The following is a 20419-nucleotide window of genomic DNA, read 5'->3' as shown; positions in this document are numbered from 1 at the left end:
AATCCGCAAAAAGGTCATCCGCAAACAATTGACTCGGCCTCAGGAAGCAGACATTAATAGAAAGCCCCTTCCAGCGAACCAGGAGGAAGCGGGCGGGATCCGAAATATATCTTAAGCCGCCTCATTCATTACTATGCACCTCATTAATTATCCTGTAGCAAGGACTTAGCCCCTCTGCAAAGAGGGGCTGACTTGCGTTGCGTTTGGGAATACTCCGCTGTCGCAGGTTCCGTAGCTTGCATAGGCTACCGTCAGTCACCCCTTGAGACTGGCTTATGAACCGATACTCTACCGCGCTGCTGCTTAGCGCACTGACCATGACAACGTTCGCTCACGCCGACGCGCTCGACGGTCTGTTCGATAACTCTATCGAGAATTCTGTTTCGCAGGCGATAAACGACGCTTACAACCCGGACGACAGCCGAAGCGATAATGACGATCGCCGCTGGGATGAGGAAGACCGGCAGAGCGGTTCAGAAGACAGGCGACGCTATGAAGACCGGCATCGGCAGTTAGAGGATCGTCGCCGCCAGCTCGACGAGCAGCAGCGGCAGCTGGATGAACAGCGTCGGCAGCTTGAAGACGACGAACGCCGTCTGGATGATGAGTATCGGTGAGTTTTATATTTGCGAGGCGTGTTCGGAGGTTTTAAAGCCCGCCGGGCGTTGTTTATTAATCATGATATGTTCGGGGCAAGCCGGTGGATGGCGCTTGCGCTTATCCACCCTACAAACACGTCGGCAGCTGTAGGTCGGGTAAGCGTAGCGCCATCCGCCATAAACCCGACATATTCCACACAAATCTGGAGATTTGTAGGTCGGATAAGCGTCAGCGCCATCCGACATAAACCCGACATATTCCACGCAAATCTGGAGATTTGTAGGTCGGATAAGCGTCAGCGCCATCCGACAATTTCGCAAGGAAACACAACATGCCGAACTATCGCCGCTCTTACGTTCCGGGAGGAACCTGGTTTTTCACCGTTAATCTTTTCGATCGTCATAGTGATTTACTCACTCGTCATCTCGTCATCTCGTCGACCTGAGGCAGGCTATCCAAAAGGTTAAGCTGCGCTATCCCTTCAGGATAAACGCATGGGTGGTTTTACCCGACCATATGCACTGTATCTGGACGCTTCCGGCCGGGGACAGCGATTATTCCGCCCGCTGGCGGGAAATGAAAAAATCCTTCACTAAATCGCTGACTTACGCGGCGCGTCCTGTCTGGCAAAAACGCTTTTGGGAGCATTGTATTAGAAGTGAACAGGATTACGCAGCCCATATGAATTACATCTATATCAATCCGCTGAAGCACGGACTGGTGGATAAGGTCAGCGACTGGCCTTTCTCATCGTTTCATCGGGAAGTTAAGAGAGGGATATATCCGGCGGATTGGGCAGGGGAGCCAGAGGGTTTGAATACCGGCGAGCGCAGATGATGTGGTGGATGGTGGCAGGTGGATGGCGACAGGTGGATGGCGCTTGCGCTTATCCACCCTACAATCACATCGGCAGCTGTAGGACGGGTAAGTGTAGCGCCATCCGACATAGAACCGGTTTAATCCACACAAATCTCCAGCCCGTCAAACCCGGCCTCAAATCCAGTAGGTAATTCGTTCTCCATCATCCAGCAGTCGAACCGGTGGCCGATATGCGTGAGGATCACGCGCGGGCAGCCGATTTGCTCGTTTAGCGCTATCACCGTGTTTAAATCGCAATGGTTTTGCGGCGTTTCAGGGCGCGGCTCGTGGCTGCAGTCGATAACGATAATCTGCGGTTTGTTGTTTGCCAGAAACTTCAGCGTCTTTTCCGGTAATCCTGCGGTATCGCTTAGCCATGCCACGCGGCTGTGGGGCGTTTCGAAGAGATAACCGAAGGTGAGCTTCGAATGGTTAAGCGGCAGCGGAGTGACGCGCAGGGCCTGTAGGGTAAACCAGACAAACGGCTCAAGCGTATGGCTGAAATCCAGCATGCCGGGATGCTTAAAGAGGTCATCGCAGCCTTGTTCGTCCGGCGGGCCATAGACGCGGATCTTCCTGCCCACTCCCCAGCGCAGAGGAAACAGGCCCTGCACGTGATCCATATGATAATGCGTCAGTAAAAACTGCTGAAAGTCTTCCGGCCGCCAGCGATCCATCAGATCCGGCATGCCCGCGTCCAGCAGCGTCACCGCATCGTTAAACTTCACCACCGCGCTGCAGGGTTTACGGCGATATTGTGGATCGTTGCGGGCGCGCTCGCAGGCGGCACAGCGGCAGCCAAAGGCCGGGACTAACTGCGCGCCGCCGGTGCCGCTAAGGGTTAGCTTGAGGCTCATTCAGTGTCTCCACGGGTTTGGTAAACCGGAAATGGGTCTGCTGATAGCCTTCGCGCTCGTAGAAACGATGAGCGTTCAGCCTTCCTTTGCTGGTGGAAAGCTCCGTCAGCTCCGCTCCGGCTATGCGCGCCTGCTCTTCCGCCCAGGCCAGCAGCCTGCTGCCCACGCCGTGGCCGCGCGCCTGCGGCATCACCACCAGCTCCTGAATCTCGCCAATCCAGTTCGCATGATGGAGATGGAACTGCATATGCAGGCCAATCATGCCGACAACCTCATCGTTAACAAGCGCAAGCTGGTAGCGTAAGTTGTGATCTTCAAGATTAGCCGCAAAGCCGACATTAAACGCCTGCCGGTCAAACTCCGCCTGTTTTAGCTCGCAAATCAGAGCATAGACGATGTCGCTATCGGCAAGGGTGGCGCGGCGAAATTGAACGGTATCAGACATGGCGAGGCTCCTTTGGTCGGAAGTGGACGATGTTGGCATTGCGCTGGCCGTTCACTAATCGCATAAACGACTCGACAGACTGTAGCAGACTGCCGTCGTTATTGAGTACCAGACAAAGGTCCAGATCCGGGGCTGAGATCGCCGCCCGCTGCAGGCGCTGTTCGATTTGCTGCGGCGTTTCCCGCCCGCGCTGCTCCAGCCGCTGGCGTAATACTTCCGTTGAAACATGCAGGCAAATGGGTACAAGAGCGCTGCCGTAGCGTTCTCGAGCCTGCTTAAGATGCTGGCGCGAGCCGTTCACCACCACGTCGAACCCGGCCTCCAGCCAGATATCCAGCTCCACGCCGATGCCGTAACTTTGATGGTGCGCCTGCCAGCTCAGGGCGAACAACCCCTGCCGCTGGCGCTGAGCGAACTCCTTTGCGCTCAGGGAGATGTGATTTTCACAGCCCGCATCCGCGTCGCGCGTGATATAGCGGTGCGCGACCAGCAGCTGATTATGTTCCTGCTGGCGCAGCGCCGTCAGCAGGCTGTCCTTCCCGGAGCCGGACGGCCCCATCAACCAGACCAGTTTGCTCATCAGAACACCCGCACTCCCTGCCGCCAGACGTGACCGACGCGGATATGATCGCCATGCTGGTGCGCCAGCACCATATCCGCGCGTTTGCCCTCCGCCAGCAGGCCCCGGTCATCCAGATGCAACGCTTTGGCAGGGTTGCGCGTAACCAGCGCCACGGCCTGCGGCAGCGTAAAGCCGTTGGCCTCGTCGTGCGCCACGCGGAAGGCGGCGTCCAGCAGGCTCGCCGGGTAATAGTCGGAAGAGAGGATATCCAGCAGGCCAACCTGCGCAAGCTGATGCGCCGCCACGTTCCCGGAATGCGAGCCGCCACGGACGATATTCGGCGCGCCCATCAGCACGCTCAGCCCGTGCTGACGAGAAGCCTGCGCCGCTTCAAGCGTGGTCGGGAATTCGGCGATCACGCTGCCCAGCTCGTGCGATTCCGCAACGTGCGCGGCGGTGGCGTCATCGTGGCTGGCAAGGGCGATATCGCGCGCCCGGCACTCGGCGGCAATCGCCAGGCGGTTCGGCTGCGACCAGCGTTCCGCAAGCGCCAGCTGATCGGCCTCGTAATGGTTCATTTCCGCATCGTTGAGCTGGTATTTGCCCTGGTAGTATTCGCGATACTTAACGAGGTTGGAGAACTGGCGCTGGCCCGGAGAGTGATCCATCAGCGAAACCAGCGAGACGCCGCCGCGGTCGATTAACTGCCGGAACAGCGGCAGCGTTGTGTGATGCGGCAGCTCGCAGCGCAGATGCAGACGGTGCTCGGCGCGGTTCACGCCGCGCTGCTGGCTATCCATCACCGCGTTAATCATCTTCTCTAAGTTTTCCAGCCTGTCGCCGCCGTCGCGCACGTCGCCCAGCGCCACCGCGTCCAGCACGGTGGTAATACCGCTTGCCACCATCAGCGCGTCGTGGCTGCTCATGGCGGAATGGGCAGGCCAGTCCACCTTCGGGCGCGGGGTAAAGAATTTATCCAGGTTATCGGTATGCAGTTCGATAAGCCCCGGCAGCAGCCAGCCGCCTTCGCCGTCCTGCGCCTGCGGAAGCCGGCTCGGGCTGTCGGCAAAGTTGCGAATAACCCCATCGGCCACCTCCAGCGAGCCGTTAACCACTTCGTTTTCCAGCACCAGCCTGACGTTATTGAGAATCATGTTGTGCCTCCACCGCAGCCATAGAATGCAGACGATCCGCTACCTGGTTACGCACCGCCTCGTCGTGAAAGATGCCCACCACCGCCGCACCGCGCGCCTTTGCCTCAAGGATCAGCGACACCACGGCGGCGCTGTTTTTCTCATCCAGCGAGGCGGTTGGCTCATCAAGCAGCAAAATCGGGTAATCGACGATAAAGCCGCGGGCGATATTCACGCGCTGCTGTTCGCCGCCGGAAAACGTAGAGGGCGCAAGGCTCCAGAGCCGTTCCGGCACGTTCAGGCGCGTTAACAAAGCGGAGGCTTTTGCCGCGCACTCCTCACGCGGCACGCCCAGATCCAGCAGCGGCTGCATCACCACTTCCAGCGCGGAAATACGCGGGATGACGCGCAAAAACTGGCTCACCCAGCCGATGGTCCGGCGGCGCACCGCCAGCACGTCGCGCGCCGGGGCCTTGACGATATCCAGCCATTCGTCGCCTTGCCTGACCCAGATATGGCCTTCATCCGGCAGATAGTTGGCGTACAGCGAGCGCAGCAGGGTGGATTTTCCGCTGCCGGAATGGCCGTGCAGCACCACGCATTCCCCCGATTTCACTTCAAGCGCTGCATTCGCCAGCACCGGCAAACGGATGCCGTGCTGATGGTGTAACTCAAAGGTTTTGCTCAGGTTTTCTACCCGTAGTCTGGTCATGCGCTCACCTAATTCTGAAGGACCGAAGAAACAAGCAGCTGGGTGTAAGGATGGTGCGGATCGTCCAGCACGCGGTCCGTCAGCCCGCTTTCCACCACCTGACCCTGCTTCATCACCAGCAGGCGGTCGGCCAGCAGGCGCGCCACGCCCAAATCATGGGTAACGATCACCACCGCCAGGTTCAGCTCGCGTACCAGGCCGCGCAGCAGGTCAAGCAGACGCGCCTGCACGGACACGTCCAGTCCGCCGGTTGGCTCGTCCATAAACACCAGCTTTGGGTGGGTGACCAGGTTACGGGCGATTTGCAGGCGCTGCTGCATGCCGCCGGAAAACGTCGTCGGCAGATCGTCGATGCGCGAGGCGGGGATTTCCACTTCTTCAAGCCAGTGCCTGGCGGTGGCGCGGATATCGCCGTAATGGCGCGCGCCGGTCGCCATTAAGCGCTCGCCGATATTACCGCCGGCAGAAACGTGGCGGCGCAGTCCGTCCATCGCATGTTGATGCACCACGCCCCACTCGGTGCGCAGCAGACGGCGGCGTTCGCCTTCGCTCATGCCGTACAACGAAGCGTCGAGGTACATCACCTCGCCGTGTTGCGGTGCGAGACGAGCGGAAATCGCCTTCAGCAGCGTGGTTTTCCCGGAACCGGATTCGCCGACGATGCCGAGCACTTCTCCGGGATACAGTTCAAACGACACGTCGCTGAAACCTTTGCCGGGCGCGTACAGGTGGGTCAGGTTATTGACCGAAAGTAAGGGTTGAGTCATTGGGAAGCGGCCTCGCTGTTCTGGCGGCAGAAATCGGTGTCGGAGCAGACGAACATGCGGTTGCCCTCGTCGTCGAGCACCACTTCGTCCAGGTAGCTGTGGCGCGAGCCGCAGATGGCGCAGGGCCGATCCCACTCCTGAACGGTAAACGGATGATCGTCAAAATCGAGGCTTTCCACGCGGGTAAACGGCGGCACCGCGTAAATGCGCTTTTCGCGTCCGGCGCCGAACAGCTGCAGCGCGGGCATCATGTTCATTTTCGGGTTATCGAATTTCGGAATGGGCGACGGGTCCATCACGTAGCGCCCGTTCACCTTCACCGGGTAGGCATAAGTCGTGGCGATATGGCCGAAACGGGCGATATCTTCGTACAGCTTCACCTGCATCACGCCGTATTCTTCGAGGGCATGCATGGTGCGGGTTTCCGTTTCACGCGGTTCGATAAAGCGCAGAGGTTCGGGGATCGGCACCTGATAAATCAGGATCTGATCTTCCGTCAGCGGCGTTTCCGGGATGCGGTGACGCGTCTGGATAAGCGTGGCATCTTCCGTGCGCTCGGTGGTGTTTACGCCGGTTACACGCTTAAAGAAATTACGGATCGAGACGGCGTTGGTGGTGTCATCCGCGCCCTGGTCGATAACCTTCAGCACGTCGGCTTCGCCAATCACGCTTGCGGTAATCTGGATGCCGCCCGTTCCCCAGCCGTAGGGCATCGGCATTTCACGGCCGCCGAACGGCACCTGGTAGCCCGGGATCGCTACGGCCTTCAGGATGGCGCGGCGCAGCGTGCGTTTGGTTTGCTCGTCCAGATAAGCGAAGTTATAGCCGCTCAGATTAGCCATTTTCGCGCTCCTTGATCAGGCGGTTAAGCAGTTCCAGCTCGGCTTGGAAATCGACGTAGTGCGGCAGCTTGAGGTGCGAGACGAAACCGGCGGCCTCGACGTTGTCCGCATGCGCCAGCACAAACTCTTCGTCCTGCGCCGGGCCGGCTACGTTTTCGTCGTAGTCCGGCGCTTGTAAGGCGCGATCTACCAGCGCCATCGCCATCGCTTTGCGTTCACTCATGCCGAACACCAGCCCGTAGCCGCGCGTAAAGTGCGGCGCTTCGTCATCGGGGGCGACGAAACCGTTGACCATTTCGCATTCCGTCAGCAGAAGTTCGCCGACGTTTACCGCAAAACCCAGCTCTTCCGGCACGATTTCGATATCAACGTAGCCGCTGCGAATTTCTCCGGCGAACGGGTGGTTGCGGCCATAGCCGCGCTGGGTGGAGTAGGCCAGCGCCAGCAAGTAGCCTTCGTCGCCGCGCACCAGCTGCTGCAGGCGTGACGAGCGGGAACAGGGATAAACCGGCGGCTGGCGGGTGATATCGTCCGGCCGCTCGCCGTTATCTTCTTCGGCTTTCGCAAGCCCCTGCTTAGCCAGCAGGCTGAAGACGTGCGGCGCGGGTTCGGCACCGTCGTCGCTGGTTTTCAGAGCCGGAGCCTCGCCGTTCGCCAGCAGAGTGAAATCCAGCAGGCGATGGGTGTAATCGTAAGTCGGGCCGAGCAGCTGCCCGCCGGGAACATCTTTATAGGTTGCCGAAATACGGCGTTCCAGGCGCATCTTCGCCGTATCCAGCGGAACGCTTACGGCAAGGCGCGGCAGGGTGGTGCGCCAGGCGCGCAGCAGGAAGATGGCCTCCACCATATCGCCGCTGGCCTGCTTGATGGCAAGCGCCGCCAGCTCGCGGTCGGCAATGCCGCCTTCGGTCATCACGCGATCCACCGCCAGGCCCAGCTGCTGTTCGATTTGCGCGACGCTAATTTCGGGGTGCTTCTGGCTGCCGCGGCGGCTGTGTTCCTGCAGGGCGTGGGCGGCGGCAATCGCTTTTTCTCCCCCTTTAACGGCGACATACATCAGCACACCTCCACATGCGTGGTGCGGGGGATCGCCAGCAGGCGGTCGCCGCAGGTAAGGATTAAATCAATGCCCAGCGGGAACGGATGCGGGCGCTCGGTCAGCTCATGGATCACGCACTCTGGCAGCTGCGGAGCAATCATGCGTTCCTCACGAATACCCGCGCCCGTCAGGCGCAGCATGCGGCCTCCGCTCAGGCTGCTGACCTGCAGAATCAGCGTGGCGCTGGTGTCAGGCGCAACGTCGGTCCCCTGTGCCAGGGCATTAAGTTCGTCGGCAGAAATCGTCTCGCCGGCGAAAGCGAACTGTGCCTGTTCTGGCGTCGGGCAAAGGGGCGCATTCGTATGAAAACGGACGTTCTGCGCGGTGGCTTCGCTTTTTAGCGTCTCGCTTATCCACACCGGCGTATCGTTGTCGGCAAGCGTCAGCAGCACGCTGGTGGAGGCGACGTTCAGCGGCTCCCAGCCCTGGGTGAGCGAATGCAGGGCGACGATAACGCCCGGCTCGCTCATCGCTTTCAGCAGGCGGCGAAAGCTCTGTTGGGCATCCTGCACGGGCAGGGTAAAAGCGGTCATCAGGGTCATGCGTTATCTCCGCGAACCAGAGTAAAGAAGTCGACGCGGCTGCTGTTCACCTCGGCGCGGCGTTTGGCCAGGCGCTGTTCCCGGTTTGCAGCCAGCGGCGCAATTAAGGTTTCCTGTAAGGTCTGAAAATGCGTTTGGTCCTGCATCAGCGCGTCGATAACCGCGCAGCGCTCGGCGTGGGCTTTGTCGCGCCCTGATAAGTAGCTGTAGCCGTAAATGCCGTTGTCGAGCTGTACCACGGCGCGGGTTAGCGTGGCGTCGCCCGCAAAAAAGCGTTGTCCGGTTGCGCCCATACGCGCCTGAATCTGCACCAGGCCCGTTTCCGGCTGGCGGATAACCTGATAGGCGGGTTTAAGTTTCAAAGCTTCCCAGCGGCTGGCCAGCTCTTGCGGTTCGCAGTGGGCGAGCACGGCCATCCACTGCTGGCGCTGTACGATGTCAAATTGCGTTGCGTCCATTTAGTGCTCCATGGTGAATTCGATCATGTCGGCGCGGGTCAGGCTGACGGAATATTCCGCCGGGTTTGCCCCGCCTTCGCGATGGTTAAGGGTGCGCACGCACAGCAGCGGCGCCATGTTTGGGATCTCCAGCAGGCGGCTTTCTTTGGCCTGCGCGCGGCGGGCGCTGATGCGGGTTTGCGTGCGTTTGAGAGAGATGCCGAGCTGCGCCTGAATGACGTCATGCAGAGAGCCGCTGTGGAACTGCTGCAGCGCAGGCCACCAGGAGAGGTCGGCGAAGTAATGGTCGATAAGGCACACCGCGATACCGTTCACGCGTCGCAGGGTGCGCAGATGAATAACGTCCTCGCCCTCGTTTACGCCCAGCGCGTTGGCAACGTGGCTGGAAGCTGGGCGCAGTACCGCCAGCAGGCGTTCGCTGGTGGGGTGGCTGCCCTGGTCGAGCAGGTTCTGGCTAAAGCGCGCCTGGGCGTTAAGCGGGTAATCGAACGGGCGCATCAGGACTAACACGCCCACGCCCTGGCGGCGCTGTACCCAGCCTTTATCGACGAGCTGATCGATGGCGCGGCGCAGCGTGTGGCGGTTCACCGCAAAACGCGCCGCAAGCTGGCTCTCCGCGGGCAGATAGTCGCCGCAGCGGTAGTTTTTGCGTAGCTCCTGCTCAAGCAGGGCGGCGATTTCCTGGTAGCGCGTCGGGTAGCTGGTCGGATGTCTGGACAAGTGCATTTCAGTCGCTCCTCAGGTTAGCTTCTGTCGGGTGGCGCTACGCTTACCCGACCTACAAAATCAAATGAGACGTAGGGTGGATAAACGCAGTGCCATCCACCGTCATTGTCGGGTGGCGCGACGCTTACCCGACCTACAAAATCAAATGAGCCGTAGGGTGGATAAACGCAGTGCCATCCACCGTAATTGTCGGGTGGCGCGACGCTTACCCGAGCTACAAAACCAGGTGAGCCGTAGGGTGGATAAACGCAGTGCCATCCACCGCTTTTGCCGTGTTTCATGCAGCCGCCTTTCCCGTCATATAAAATGTTTGCGCAGACGCTGCGACAGGAAATCCAGCAGGCTGACGGTGATGATAATGACGATCATCAGCGCGCAGGTTTGCTGGAACTGGAACCCACGTATGGCCTCCCAGAGCGTGACGCCGATCCCGCCCGCGCCCACCATGCCCACCACCGTTGCCGAACGGACGTTCGATTCAAAGCGGTAGAGCGAGTAGGAGATAAGCAGCGGCATTACCTGCGGGAGCACGCCGTAGATAATTTCTTCAAGCTTGCTGGCCCCGGTGGCGCGAATGCCCTCTACCGGGCCGGGTTCAATGGCTTCCACCGCTTCTGAGAGCAGCTTGGAGAGCACGCCGGTGGTATGGATAAACAGCGCCAGCACGCCGGCAAAAGGCCCAAGCCCAACGGCCACCACGAACAGCATCGCAAACACCATTTCGTTGATGGCGCGGCAGGCGTCCATCAGGCGGCGCATCGGCTGGTAAACCCACCAGGGAACGAGGTTGTCGGCGCACATCAGGCCGCAGGGAATGGAGAGAATGATGGACAGCGCGGTGCCCCAGACGGCGATTTGCAGCGTGACGCCCATTTCGCTTAAGTAAACCTGCCACTGGCTGAAATCCGGCGGGAAGAAGTCGGCGGCGAAGGTCGCCATGTTGCCCGCGTCGCGGAACAGAGTGAGCGGCGCCATCTCCGCACCCTGCCAGGAGACCAGCAAAACGGCCAGTAAAATCGCCCAGCATAGCTGCGAGAACCAGCTTCGCTTCGGGACAGCGATCTGGATGGTTTGTTGCATGAGTTGCTCCGTTTACTCGTGAATCGGCAAAGTTCGTCGAGTGGATGAATAACGCGCCATCCACCGTACTTGTCGGGTGGCGCTACGCTTACCCGACCTACAAATTGTTCTGAATCAGTTTCGCTCTCGCCCCGGCTCTCTTTCCCAGGGCGAGAGTGGTTTTCACTGCACCGCTTTATTCACGCTGCTCATCGCGGTCAGCGCGGCGGTCAGGCGATCCAAATCGCTTAGCTGGTTTTGCAGCGCCGTCACCTTGCTGGTTCTCTCTTTTTCATCCAGCCCTTTGTTGTCCTTTACGCCCTGCATTTGCTTAAACAGCGCGAGCTGGCGAATCGGCACCAGTTGCAGATCGCTGGACGGGCGGAACGGCGCCCACGTCAGGCCTTTAAGCACCTGCGCCTCTTCCGGGGTTTTGCCGTAGGACATAAAGAAGTCATAAATTTTATCTTTGGTGGCTTCAGAAAGGTTTTTACGCCAGACGATCGGATCGCCCGGGATCAGCGGGGACTTCCAGATAACCTTCAGATCCTTAAACTTTTCCGGCGCGGTGATCTTTAAACGATCCATGTTTTCGGTATTGTTGGTCGCCACGTCCACCTGCTTGTTAGCGACGGCCAGCGCGTTGGTTTCGTGGTTGGCGTTCACCGAGCGTTTGAAGTCGCTCACGGCTACGTTGTTTTTGGCAAACACGTAGTAACCGGGGACGAGATAACCTGAGGTGGAGTTAGGGTCGCCGTTGCCGAAGGTCAGATCTTTACGCTTCGCCAGCATGTCGCTCAGGCTATTGATCGGGCTGTCTTTGTTGACGATCAGCACGCTCCAGTAGCCCGGCGATCCGTCCGCCGCTACGGTTTGCGCAAAGACCTGCCCGTTGGCGCGATCCACCGCTTCCATGGCGGACAGGTTGCCGTACCAGGCGATATCCACTTTGTTAAAGCGCATGCCCTGGATGATTCCCGCGTAGTCCGGCGCGAAGAAAGCGTTCACCTTCATACCCAGCTTTTTTTCCATATCTTTCAAGAACGGGTCCCACTGCGGTTTGAGGTTTTGCTGGGATTCGGTGGAGATGATGCCGAAGTTGAGGGCTTTCTCTTGTTCATCCGCGTGGGCCGCGTTGAACAGGGCGCTGACGCTTAACAGGCTGGTAAAGGCGAGGGCCTTAACGGCTTTGTAGCTCATGACAGTTCCTTGAGTCGATAAAAGTGTTAAGCAGCGACCGCATCGACGCGGGCCATGCTGCGATAGAGATTTCCCAGCCGTTCGCTGTCGAACGCCGAGCTGCTGCCGTCGTAAAACACATGGCCCTGACGCAGCGCAACGATGCGTTCGCAGTAGCGCAGGGCGTACTCCACCTGATGCAGCGTCACCACGACGGTAATGCCGTCCAGACGGTTAATGTCGTACAGGGTGTCCATCACGATGCGTGCGGATTCCGGGTCGAGCGAGGCAATCGGCTCATCGGCAAGAATGACTTTCGCCTGCTGCATCAGCGCCCGGGCAATCGCCACGCGCTGCTGCTGCCCGCCGGACAGGGTGGAGACGCGCTGATAAGCAAACTGCGCCATGCCGACGCGGGTCAGCGCCTGTAACGCACGCTGCTTTTGTTCGCGCGTAAACCAGTTAAAGCAGGTGCGCCAGAACGGCGTGGTGCCCAGCGCGCCGGTCAGCACGTTTTCCAGCACCGTCAGGCGGTTCACCAGGTTGAACTGCTGGAAGATGTAGCCGGTATGGGCGCGGCTTTTGCGGATATCGCTCGCCAGACGGCCCGCCTTTTGTACCGTGCGGCCCAGCAGTTCGACATGGCTTTCCGATGCCTTATCAGAAGTAATCAAACCGCTCAGGTGACGTAAGAGGGTGGATTTGCCTGAACCGGACGGCCCCAGCAGAGCGACCATCTCACCTTCATTCACCGCCAGATCCACCGCGCACAGCGCCTGACGTTGGTTAAAAGTTTTGCTCAGTTTGTTGACGCGGATAATCGTTTGCATCACTTCGCCTCCTCGAAAAGTTGCCTTATGGTGCCGGGGCAATGTGTCTTTTTTGTTAAATCCAGGTTTCGAAAAGATGAAGAGTACGCGGGCAGTGGCGGCTAACGTAAAGTCTCCTGACTAATCAGCTATTTGTCGTATTGTCGCGAGCCCTGTTTTTGCGTTTGCTATAGGGACATCTCTGGGGAAGCATAAACAATGAGCAAAAATATAATTTTTTGTGCGGACGGGGCGTGGGTGGCCCCGGGTTTTGCAGAGCGGGTGGAAAAAATTGCGGCCGTCAGCAACGTCTATCAGCTGTTTATCGATATGAAGGGGCTGGTGGATAAACAAAGCCTGCTGCTGGCGAATGAACAGGAAAAAAGCTGGATTGACGGCAGCGGGGATGTGGCGCAGGTCGCAAAGTATATTTATGGCGCAGGCGATCCGCACAACAGCTTTGTGAAGCTGCTGGGCGGCACGTTCGGCGCCAGCTTTATTACGCCCGTTGTGCGCGGCTATACCTTTATCAGCCGCCACTGGCAGCCGGGCGACCGTATCTATCTGGTCGGGTTCAGTCAGGGCGCCTGGGCGGCGCGCATGCTGGCTAATTTAATAATAGATAAGGGATTGTTAAACCGGGACAGGTTACGACTCGACGAGCGGAACAAAGAAGAGTGCTGGCGGCTGGCGTCGGCCGTCTGGGCGCAGCACCGGGCGCAGACGGCCGGAGTAAGCGGTAACCTGCTTGGGGCGGTGCTAAGAGATTTTCCGGTGTTTTTTTACAACAGCGTGGACCCCGCCTGCATGACGACCGGCGTGCCCGTTGAGGCCGTGGCGGTATGGGAAACGGTAGGGCATCTGGGAATACCTGAATATTTTAACGACCAGCGGACGAGCGTTTTCCGCTTCAGTAATAACGAGCTTCATCCCCAGGTAAAATATGGTTTGCAGGCCATCGCCATAGACGAGCAGCGTGGCGATTTGGCGCCCGCGGTATGGGATAACCGGGATCGCATCGTTCAGGTCATGTTCCCCGGTATTCATCACGACGTGGGAGGCGGCTACAACTGCTTTGCAGGAGAATGCGGGCTATCGAATGGCGCTTATTTGTGGCTGCATGACGCGCTCGACGATCTGGGTATGCACCTTTTGCACAGCGAAATGATTGCCGACCCTCTCGGGCGTTTGCACTGCGAATGGTTTCCGCCCACGACCTGGCAGCGCATCGCGCCCCGACAATTGCCCGCACCCCTTACCTCCTCCATGATGATTCACCACTCGGCGGTCGAACGTCTGAAGGGAGGATCGTTGCTGCCGTATCAATCCGCGGACAACGGAGAATGGCTGACAGGCAGCTACACCCCGCGCTCTTTACAGCGCTATTTCCGTACGCCCTGGGAGGCGCCGAGGGAGTGGGCAGTATCGCGCTAGCGCCTGCTGGCCGTTTTTCCATCGGACGGGAAATGTGTAGCCCCAGGCAAAATAAAGTAATGAAAAATAGCGCAGTATTAATGCCGACCAGACCTGCCGTTGGCAGTCCCTTAAGCTCCATTAGTCAGAGCGCCAGCGCGGTAAAAGGCAGAAGCGCGAGCGGCAGGTTGCGACTATGCCCGCGTAGCGCCAGGATTTTGAAAAGGGAGAAATCATGGCCTGTACTGCGGCGTACCGACAGACCACGCCAGAAGCGGCAGCCCTTCCTGTGACCCGCGTTCATTTACGTGCATCCAATAATAATCGCCATTTTTAAACCGTTTTTTATCAGGCGTCCCTTTTTTAACGCTCTCCGCATATCACGAATATCGGTTTAGACATATCCAGGCGCGCACCACATTATGAGGCTGCTTAATTAACGCATGACGGGTAAATCCGCTGGTATCGGTAAGCCTGGCATTAGCATAAGTAATATGACTATTGCGATCGGTAGCAGGCATTATGTGGCGTTGTCGTGCGGAATATATTCAATATCCGTAACCAAAGGGCGCAGCTGCATTGCGCTATCCTTTTTAAATATAAAAACTCTCTTCAGGGCGGTACGCCATATTATTTTCGCCTCAGGATGATTTAGCCTCAGGTTTAAACAGCGAGGTTGCCCGAATTTCCTGAAATAATAATCATTACAGCAGTGATTATTACTAATGCGACAAAATATAAAAAGTGAATTAAAGAAAGGGTTTTATCCGGCGAGCTTTAAGCAGGGCAGGGTTTAAGGCTCGCTTAGCAAGCCTTAACGCTCGGTGGGTGAGGCAAGTTACACGGGTTTTGCGACGTTTATCATCCAGGGAATGCCGTATTTATCCGTTAACATACCGAACCCTTCGGCCCAAAACGTTTCGCCCCACGGCATCGTTACGTCCCCACCTTCTGCCAGATTGTCAAACCAGCGCTGCCCTTCCGCTACATCTCCGGTCGCAAGGCTTAACGCATAACCGGTGTGTTTAACTCTATCCGCACACATATTTCCGTCGCTCATCATCACTTCACGGTCACCGATGCGAACGTTGGCATGCATGATTTTATCGTCCGCCCAGTTAAAATCGCTGGCGCACTCTTCCGGGGACGCTTCATCGTTTGGCATTTCACCAAAGGTCATTTTAAAAAGCAGCTGCGCGCCAATAGCCTGTTGGTAAAAAGCGATCGCTTCCTCACAGGTACCGTCAAAAAAAATATAGGGGCTAACAGACATCAGTCATTCCTCTTTTGTATGCAGAATACAGAAGAAGTGTAGTTGCGGACGCACGGGCAAGCCAGACGGAAAGGCGGAAGATTTTACCCTCTCTCCGGAGAGGGTGGAGAACAGTAATTCCTTAGTTTTTCTTCACAAACTCGGATTTCAGCTTCATTGGGCCAAAACCATCAATTTTACAATCGATGTTATGGTCGCCTTCGACCAGACGGATCCCTTTAACTTTGGTACCGATTTTCAGCATAGAAGAGCTGCCTTTTACCTTCAGGTCTTTCACTATCGTCACGTTGTCGCCGTCCGCCAGCAGGTTACCGTTGGCATCTTTGACAATCAGCCGATCCGCATCAGACGCCGGCTCAGCGTCATTCCATTCGTGTGCGCACTCCGGGCAAACGAACATGTCGTTGTCTACATAGGTGTACTCGGAATTGCATTGTGGGCAATGAGGGAGTTGCATAGCGTTAACCTCAAAAAGGGATAAAAATTAGAAATACCTTTAAAACAGGCATTTCAGAGAAAATCGCGGTGAACCGCCAAAAAGTACCGGTATTATACACAACATCCTTATTTTTGTAGGGGATTCGGAAAGGGCTGGCCGTCGGGCCTGCAATAGCGGTTTGCGAAACAAAAAACTTGTTGCGCTGACGCCTCCTGTCACCTGCCGGGGGTAGGATTGAATAGCCAGAGGCATGGCTACAGGCGTCAGAACGTAAACGATCTGCGGCCCCTGGCAAAACGCGCAGGACCCGCTGCGGTTTATCTCTGGAACGTTATAAAGATCTGCAGGCAATTATTTATCTGCGATCTATTCCTGATTGATTGTTTTTGGAGTATGAATATGAAAATAGCCCGGCGTTAAATAGCCATTTTTAAGTTTTAAATAATCTGTTAGATTCCTGACGCTATTGTCGGTTTATCTACAAAAATGCGCTACGCTGTGTGGCACCATACTCTCTGGCCACTCGCCAGGGTATCTGGAAATTATTGGGTGCAAAGGGTAATCACACCAAAACACAGATATAGAGCTAAATCAAACCATTAGAAACCCTGGTCGGGACATTTATGCCCCGGACTACCCATGTAATGCTTATTTTATCGCAGGGCTGGCGACTACATTTAAAAGCCAGAATGATTCTGGCGCGATATTGGACAATAAAATATTTTCCTCACGTAATTATAAAAGCCGGTACAGCATTAGGACAAAAAATAATGCTCTTATAAAAACCGGATAATTTGAGTTAAGGAAACATTTTTTATGCACACGCAAACAATCTTCGAATTAAGTCAGGAGACTGAGCGGCTATTACAGCTCGCCTTACAGAACCTGAATGCATTAAAAGCAGTGCCGTTCGCGACACAAAACGAGCAAACTTTAAATAGCCTGCGTGCCGTGGCGCCCGTTGTTCCCCTGCAATTCAGCGCCCGCGGTATTAACTCTCAGCAGGCCATGTTGCAAAACGAGCTGCGTAAAATTACCCAGCATGAAATGGTGCTGGCTATTGTCGGCACCATGAAGGCAGGTAAATCAACGACCATAAACGCCATTATTGGCACCGAGGTACTGCCAAACCGTAACCGGCCGATGACAGCGCTGCCGACGCTTATTCGTCATACGCCGGGCCAGCGTGAACCGATACTCCATTTCCCGCATGTTGTACCCATTGAAGCGCTGATGGGGGAGCTGCAGCAGAAATTAAAAGAGATCGATCGTGAAGCGCTTATGCAGCAACTGGAAATCGATCGGGATATGGACGAGCTGCTGATACGTATCGCTCGCGGCGGCACCTTCGAGAAGCATTATCTTGGCGCCCAACCCATTTTCCATTGTCTGAAAAGCCTCAACGACCTGGTGCGTCTGTCCGGCGTGCTTGAGGTTCCTTTCCCGTTTAAGGCCTATGCCGCTATTGAGCATGTGCCGGTCATCGAGGTGGAGTTTATTCATCTGGTGGGCATGCAAAAAGGATCCGGGCAGCTTACGCTGCTGGATACGCCGGGGCCAAACGAGGCGGGGCAGCCTCATCTGCAAAAAATGCTGCAGGAACAGCTTTCTCAGGCTTCGGCCGTGCTGGCGGTGTTGGATTACACCCAACTGAAATCAATATCCGATGAGGACGTGCGCCGGGCGATTCTGGGGGCCGGCAAATCAGTGCCGCTTTACGTGCTGGTGAACAAGTTCGATCAAAAAGATCGCAACAGTGACGATGAGGATCAGGTTAAGGCGCTGATCTCCGGTACGCTAATGAAAGGCACTATTGAGACGGACCATGTATTTCCGGTCTCTTCCATGTGGGGCTATCTTGCAAACCGGGCGCGTTTCGAGCTGGCTGAGCACGGCCAGCTGCCCGATCCACAGGAGCAGCGCTGGGTACAGGATTTTGCTGAGGCCGCTCTGGGTCGTCGCTGGCGCAGTTCAGATCTTGCCGATATCGATCATATTCGTCATGCCGCCGATCTGCTGTGGGAAGATTCGATGTTCGACTCCCCGGTGAAGACTATTCTGCATGCCGCCCATGCCAACGCTTCCATGTATACGCTTCGCGCGGCGGCGCAGAAGCTGCTTAATTATGCTCAGGGAGCGGAAGAGTACCTTAGCTTCCGCTGTCAGGGGCTGCAGGTGGCCAACGAAAAGTTGCAGAGCAATATTCGCCTGCTGGAGGACGATCTGTCGTTGCTGCAGTCCAGCCAGCAGGATATCAGCCGTATTATTCGCACCGACGTTGAAAAAGCGGTCAGCGGCATTGCGGAATTCGTCAATCGCTACGAAAAACGAATTAAGACGGATATCGACGACTATTTCCAGCAGGGAAAGGTGCATGAGGAGATTGCACGACAATCGTTCAAACTCACCGCCGTGCGCAGCCGCGATTTTGAGGCGGGTTGTGAATCCATTATCGTTGCCGATGAACAGGCCGCGCGGCTGTTGCTCAATAAGATACGCGCTTCAAGCGAAACCATTTTACTGGCTGCCCAGCAGGCGATGAGCGAAGAGCTGACGCAGCTGCTTAATAATCTTGAAATCTCCTTGATGAACACCCTACGCGATACGCTGAAGCCGATTGAAAAACGAGTAGCGGACGGGCTGGCGCTCTCGGGATTCAGGGCGCATATCAGCCTGCCTGTTTTCCAGGCCAGCCAGCTTAGCTTCAATGCGCAGCACGCTTTTAACGACGTTATCGACCATCAGGAGATCCCTGTGTCGCAGCCTCGTCGCCAGAACGGAATGCGTGGCGCGGTGGCGCGCTGGCTGAACAGCGACGACTGGGGCTGGGAAGGGCATACGGAGACCCAAAGCCGCTATGTTATCGCTCTGCCGGATTTACAGCGCAGGCTGCATACCCACGTTGCCTCGTTCCTGGCGCAGCTAAATAAAGCGATCGTCGCGCAGGTGGATATCTCCGTGATGGCGGGGATGGCTTCCTTCTTTGCTGATTTTACTCAGGCGCTGGAAGCGATAAAAAGCAACCTCCAGCAGAGCCTGGTGGCGCGTTTGCAAAATGAAGAGGCGTTGCAAATGCTACAGAGCCAGCTTCTGCAATGCGTAAGAACGACGCGGTATATTCAGGAAGATACCCGTTTATTAAAGGATGATATCCAGACGATTTTCGCGGCGGAACACCAATGAGCACTTTATTACTTGCGGGTCCGGTCAGGACCCTGGAATGCATGACTGAAAAGTTTGTCGTTGATTTCGCCAGCGGCATTGATATGGCGCGCGATCCGTGGCGCAGCCAGCAGGGCAAAGCGTTTTACCAGCGCCTTAAAGAAGAATTCGCCGGGCAGAATCGCCTGCACTACTGGGGAGTCGATAGCGCAACGCCCGAAAGCATGGAAGCCTCTCTTGCCTGGCTTGGACAACTCATCGGCAAGGTGGCAAAAAGCTATCTGGCCGCAACGCTGATATATGAGCGTATCGGCCAGATGGAAACGGCTACGGCGCGCGTGGCCTATTACTCCAGCGAAGGGCGCGAGCAGCTAAGACAGCTAAGGAAATTACTCGATCGGCAGGTGAACAAGCTCGAACAGCAGCTGCGGAGCATCGATCTGTATCGTCAGGGAACGGTGCACTGTGAGCAGATTTTTGCCCGCTGGCGCGCCGGGCATTATTCTGCCTTTTCCCCCGCAGGGCGCTGTTATGTCGCGCTCACGGAGCTACGTTGGGGCGCGTTTGGTGATGCGCTGCGCCTTTGCAGCGAGGAGCGGGCAACGCAGCTGCTTGAGTTTGCGCGCGAGCAGGCGGTAAGCCGCCTTGCTGAAGACGTTAACGCTTCTCCACGCACGCGTCATTATTACCACGAATGGCTGGCTACGCCGTCCGTGCCGGATTTAATGGAGTATAAAGATGCGCTGGTTTGGCTGGGCAATAACAGCGACAGCGATCGGCATCCGGTAAGCTATTCCGTGACGCAAAGCTGGCAAAGCATCGCGCTCGGGATGCCAAGAATTTGCTCGGCGCTGCGGCTGGGTAGCGCCATGGTGGATGAGGTGTTCAGCTAACGTGCCGCAATCAGGAGAAGCCAGCTAAACCGCTCCTGATTGACTTCTGCGCTAGCCCACCATGTTCGTCTCATTCACCCGTATGCGCTTAGCTAAAAAATCCAGCGTCGGCGCAGCGATGTCCCTGAATCGGTAAGCTGGTATTCCGCCCCTGCCGGCGCTTCAGCGAATACCTGAGGGGCGTTCACTCCCGGATTAGTGTAAACGGCTTAAGCTCCGGCCCGGCCGAAACTCCGGCGCCGGGTAAATCAGGCAATGGCGCAACCGCGGCAGCATTGCGCGAAAAACTTCGCACGCCGGTGCCGATTGGCCGTCCGGGTACGGTGGTTGAACTGGCAAAAGCCACGGTATTTCTCGCCTCCGATGAATCTGCCTTTTCGGTAGGGAGCGCATTGTTCACTGTCGGCGGCGCAGGGAATTTATACCGCTTAACCTTGTTAATATTTTGGCGTAGCGCTAAAAGACCAGACAATATTTATCATGGTCAGCTTTTATGTCTTTTTCTTTATATAGTTAAGCGATTAAAATTATCCTCAATTTGTCTTATCGCCGCGCAAATAATGATATTAAATGGTAATATTTCTGTTATTA

21 protein-coding genes and 2 pseudogenes are annotated in these 20419 nt (G+C 56.7%); 6 read left to right on the top strand and 17 right to left on the bottom strand.

The window, feature by feature from the left end; all coding sequences use genetic code 11:
* The first annotated feature begins 275 nt into the window (after positions 1-275).
* Together yjdP and WLO31_RS19330 are read left to right on the top strand one after the other, a co-directional pair.
* On the top strand, positions 276-617 hold the full coding sequence (yjdP, locus tag WLO31_RS19335; protein ID WP_435928142.1) for a DDRRRQL repeat protein YjdP: 342 nt from the start codon (positions 276-278) through the stop codon (positions 615-617).
* Between the two features lie 314 nt (positions 618-931).
* Positions 932-1437 (top strand): annotated as a pseudogene (locus WLO31_RS19330) (REP-associated tyrosine transposase).
* Between the two features lie 119 nt (positions 1438-1556).
* Here WLO31_RS19330 and phnP read toward each other — a convergent pair.
* The 14 genes from phnP to phnC all read right to left on the bottom strand — a co-directional run bounded on the left by phnP (position 1557) and on the right by phnC (position 12669).
* Complete coding sequence (gene phnP, locus WLO31_RS19325; protein ID WP_435928141.1) at positions 1557-2315, bottom strand: phosphonate metabolism protein PhnP; 759 nt, start codon at positions 2313-2315, stop codon at positions 1557-1559.
* Complete coding sequence (phnO, locus tag WLO31_RS19320; RefSeq protein WP_435928140.1) at positions 2293-2760, bottom strand: aminoalkylphosphonate N-acetyltransferase; 468 nt, start codon at positions 2758-2760, stop codon at positions 2293-2295. The genes phnP and phnO overlap by 23 nt, the downstream gene beginning before the upstream one ends.
* Positions 2753-3343, bottom strand: a complete 591-nt coding sequence (gene phnN / locus WLO31_RS19315; protein ID WP_435930671.1) for a ribose 1,5-bisphosphokinase — start codon at positions 3341-3343, stop codon at positions 2753-2755. The genes phnO and phnN overlap by 8 nt, the downstream gene beginning before the upstream one ends.
* Positions 3340-4476 (bottom strand): alpha-D-ribose 1-methylphosphonate 5-triphosphate diphosphatase, encoded by a 1137-nt coding sequence (phnM, locus tag WLO31_RS19310; protein ID WP_435928139.1) that lies wholly within the window; start codon positions 4474-4476, stop codon positions 3340-3342. Before phnM ends, phnN begins: the two co-directional genes overlap by 4 nt.
* Complete coding sequence (gene phnL / locus WLO31_RS19305; protein WP_435928138.1) at positions 4463-5167, bottom strand: phosphonate C-P lyase system protein PhnL; 705 nt, start codon at positions 5165-5167, stop codon at positions 4463-4465. Before phnL ends, phnM begins: the two co-directional genes overlap by 14 nt.
* Before the next feature lie 8 nt (positions 5168-5175).
* A complete protein-coding gene (phnK, locus tag WLO31_RS19300) occupies positions 5176-5934 on the bottom strand; it encodes a phosphonate C-P lyase system protein PhnK (protein ID WP_435928137.1) in 759 nt (252 codons plus the stop codon).
* Positions 5931-6776, bottom strand: coding sequence for an alpha-D-ribose 1-methylphosphonate 5-phosphate C-P-lyase PhnJ (locus tag WLO31_RS19295; RefSeq protein WP_435928136.1), 846 nt, complete (start codon positions 6774-6776; stop codon positions 5931-5933). The genes phnK and WLO31_RS19295 overlap by 4 nt, the downstream gene beginning before the upstream one ends.
* Complete coding sequence (locus tag WLO31_RS19290; protein ID WP_435928135.1) at positions 6769-7833, bottom strand: carbon-phosphorus lyase complex subunit PhnI; 1065 nt, start codon at positions 7831-7833, stop codon at positions 6769-6771. The genes WLO31_RS19295 and WLO31_RS19290 overlap by 8 nt, the downstream gene beginning before the upstream one ends.
* The gene (gene phnH, locus WLO31_RS19285; protein ID WP_435928134.1) at positions 7833-8417 is read right to left on the bottom strand and encodes a phosphonate C-P lyase system protein PhnH; all 585 of its coding nucleotides are present in this window, start codon (positions 8415-8417) and stop codon (positions 7833-7835) included. Before phnH ends, WLO31_RS19290 begins: the two co-directional genes overlap by 1 nt.
* Complete coding sequence (phnG, locus tag WLO31_RS19280) at positions 8414-8875, bottom strand: phosphonate C-P lyase system protein PhnG (protein ID WP_435928133.1); 462 nt, start codon at positions 8873-8875, stop codon at positions 8414-8416. Before phnG ends, phnH begins: the two co-directional genes overlap by 4 nt.
* The gene (gene phnF / locus WLO31_RS19275) at positions 8876-9601 is read right to left on the bottom strand and encodes a phosphonate metabolism transcriptional regulator PhnF (protein ID WP_435928132.1); all 726 of its coding nucleotides are present in this window, start codon (positions 9599-9601) and stop codon (positions 8876-8878) included.
* A 297-nt stretch (positions 9602-9898) separates the two neighbouring features.
* Positions 9899-10681, bottom strand: a complete 783-nt coding sequence (phnE, locus tag WLO31_RS19270; protein WP_435928131.1) for a phosphonate ABC transporter, permease protein PhnE — start codon at positions 10679-10681, stop codon at positions 9899-9901.
* A 162-nt stretch (positions 10682-10843) separates the two neighbouring features.
* Positions 10844-11860 (bottom strand): phosphonate ABC transporter substrate-binding protein, encoded by a 1017-nt coding sequence (phnD, locus tag WLO31_RS19265; RefSeq protein WP_435928130.1) that lies wholly within the window; start codon positions 11858-11860, stop codon positions 10844-10846.
* Positions 11861-11886: 26 nt separating this feature from the next.
* On the bottom strand, positions 11887-12669 hold the full coding sequence (phnC, locus tag WLO31_RS19260; RefSeq protein WP_435928129.1) for a phosphonate ABC transporter ATP-binding protein: 783 nt from the start codon (positions 12667-12669) through the stop codon (positions 11887-11889).
* Between the two features lie 198 nt (positions 12670-12867).
* Here phnC and WLO31_RS19255 point away from each other — a divergent pair, with 198 nt between their 5' ends.
* Positions 12868-14082, top strand: coding sequence for a phospholipase effector Tle1 domain-containing protein (locus WLO31_RS19255; RefSeq protein ID WP_435928128.1), 1215 nt, complete (start codon positions 12868-12870; stop codon positions 14080-14082).
* Between the two features lie 124 nt (positions 14083-14206).
* Here WLO31_RS19255 and WLO31_RS19250 read toward each other — a convergent pair whose 3' ends face one another.
* The 3 genes from WLO31_RS19250 to WLO31_RS19240 all read right to left on the bottom strand — a co-directional run bounded on the left by WLO31_RS19250 (position 14207) and on the right by WLO31_RS19240 (position 15791).
* Entirely contained in the window at positions 14207-14365 is a 159-nt protein-coding gene (locus WLO31_RS19250) for a hypothetical protein (protein ID WP_435928127.1), read from the bottom strand.
* Between the two features lie 534 nt (positions 14366-14899).
* Positions 14900-15334 carry a VOC family metalloprotein YjdN gene (gene yjdN, locus WLO31_RS19245; protein WP_435928126.1) on the bottom strand — a complete coding sequence of 145 codons (435 nt, stop codon included), beginning with the start codon at positions 15332-15334 and terminating at the stop codon, positions 14900-14902.
* A 121-nt stretch (positions 15335-15455) separates the two neighbouring features.
* Positions 15456-15791: a zinc ribbon domain-containing protein YjdM gene (locus WLO31_RS19240; RefSeq protein ID WP_435928125.1), complete on the bottom strand. Its 336-nt coding sequence runs from the start codon at positions 15789-15791 to the stop codon at positions 15456-15458.
* A 798-nt stretch (positions 15792-16589) separates the two neighbouring features.
* Between WLO31_RS19240 and crfC the strand changes: the two genes are divergently transcribed.
* From crfC to WLO31_RS19225, 3 genes and pseudogenes are all read left to right on the top strand, one after another.
* Positions 16590-18956 carry a clamp-binding protein CrfC gene (gene crfC, locus WLO31_RS19235; RefSeq protein WP_435928124.1) on the top strand — a complete coding sequence of 789 codons (2367 nt, stop codon included), beginning with the start codon at positions 16590-16592 and terminating at the stop codon, positions 18954-18956.
* Positions 18953-19828 (top strand): diguanylate cyclase regulator RdcB family protein, encoded by an 876-nt coding sequence (locus WLO31_RS19230; RefSeq protein WP_435928123.1) that lies wholly within the window; start codon positions 18953-18955, stop codon positions 19826-19828. The genes crfC and WLO31_RS19230 overlap by 4 nt, the downstream gene beginning before the upstream one ends.
* Positions 19829-20010: 182 nt before the next feature.
* Positions 20011-20250: pseudogene (locus WLO31_RS19225) on the top strand (SDR family oxidoreductase); the annotation flags it as partial.
* Positions 20251-20419: the final 169 nt, after the last annotated feature.

The organism is Dryocola sharpae, assembly GCF_051307055.1.
In the GTDB taxonomy this organism is placed as follows: Bacteria; Pseudomonadota; Gammaproteobacteria; order Enterobacterales; family Enterobacteriaceae; genus Dryocola.
Note: the sequence above shows the minus strand (reverse complement) of the source record. Positions and strands in the feature narration are given on the sequence as shown.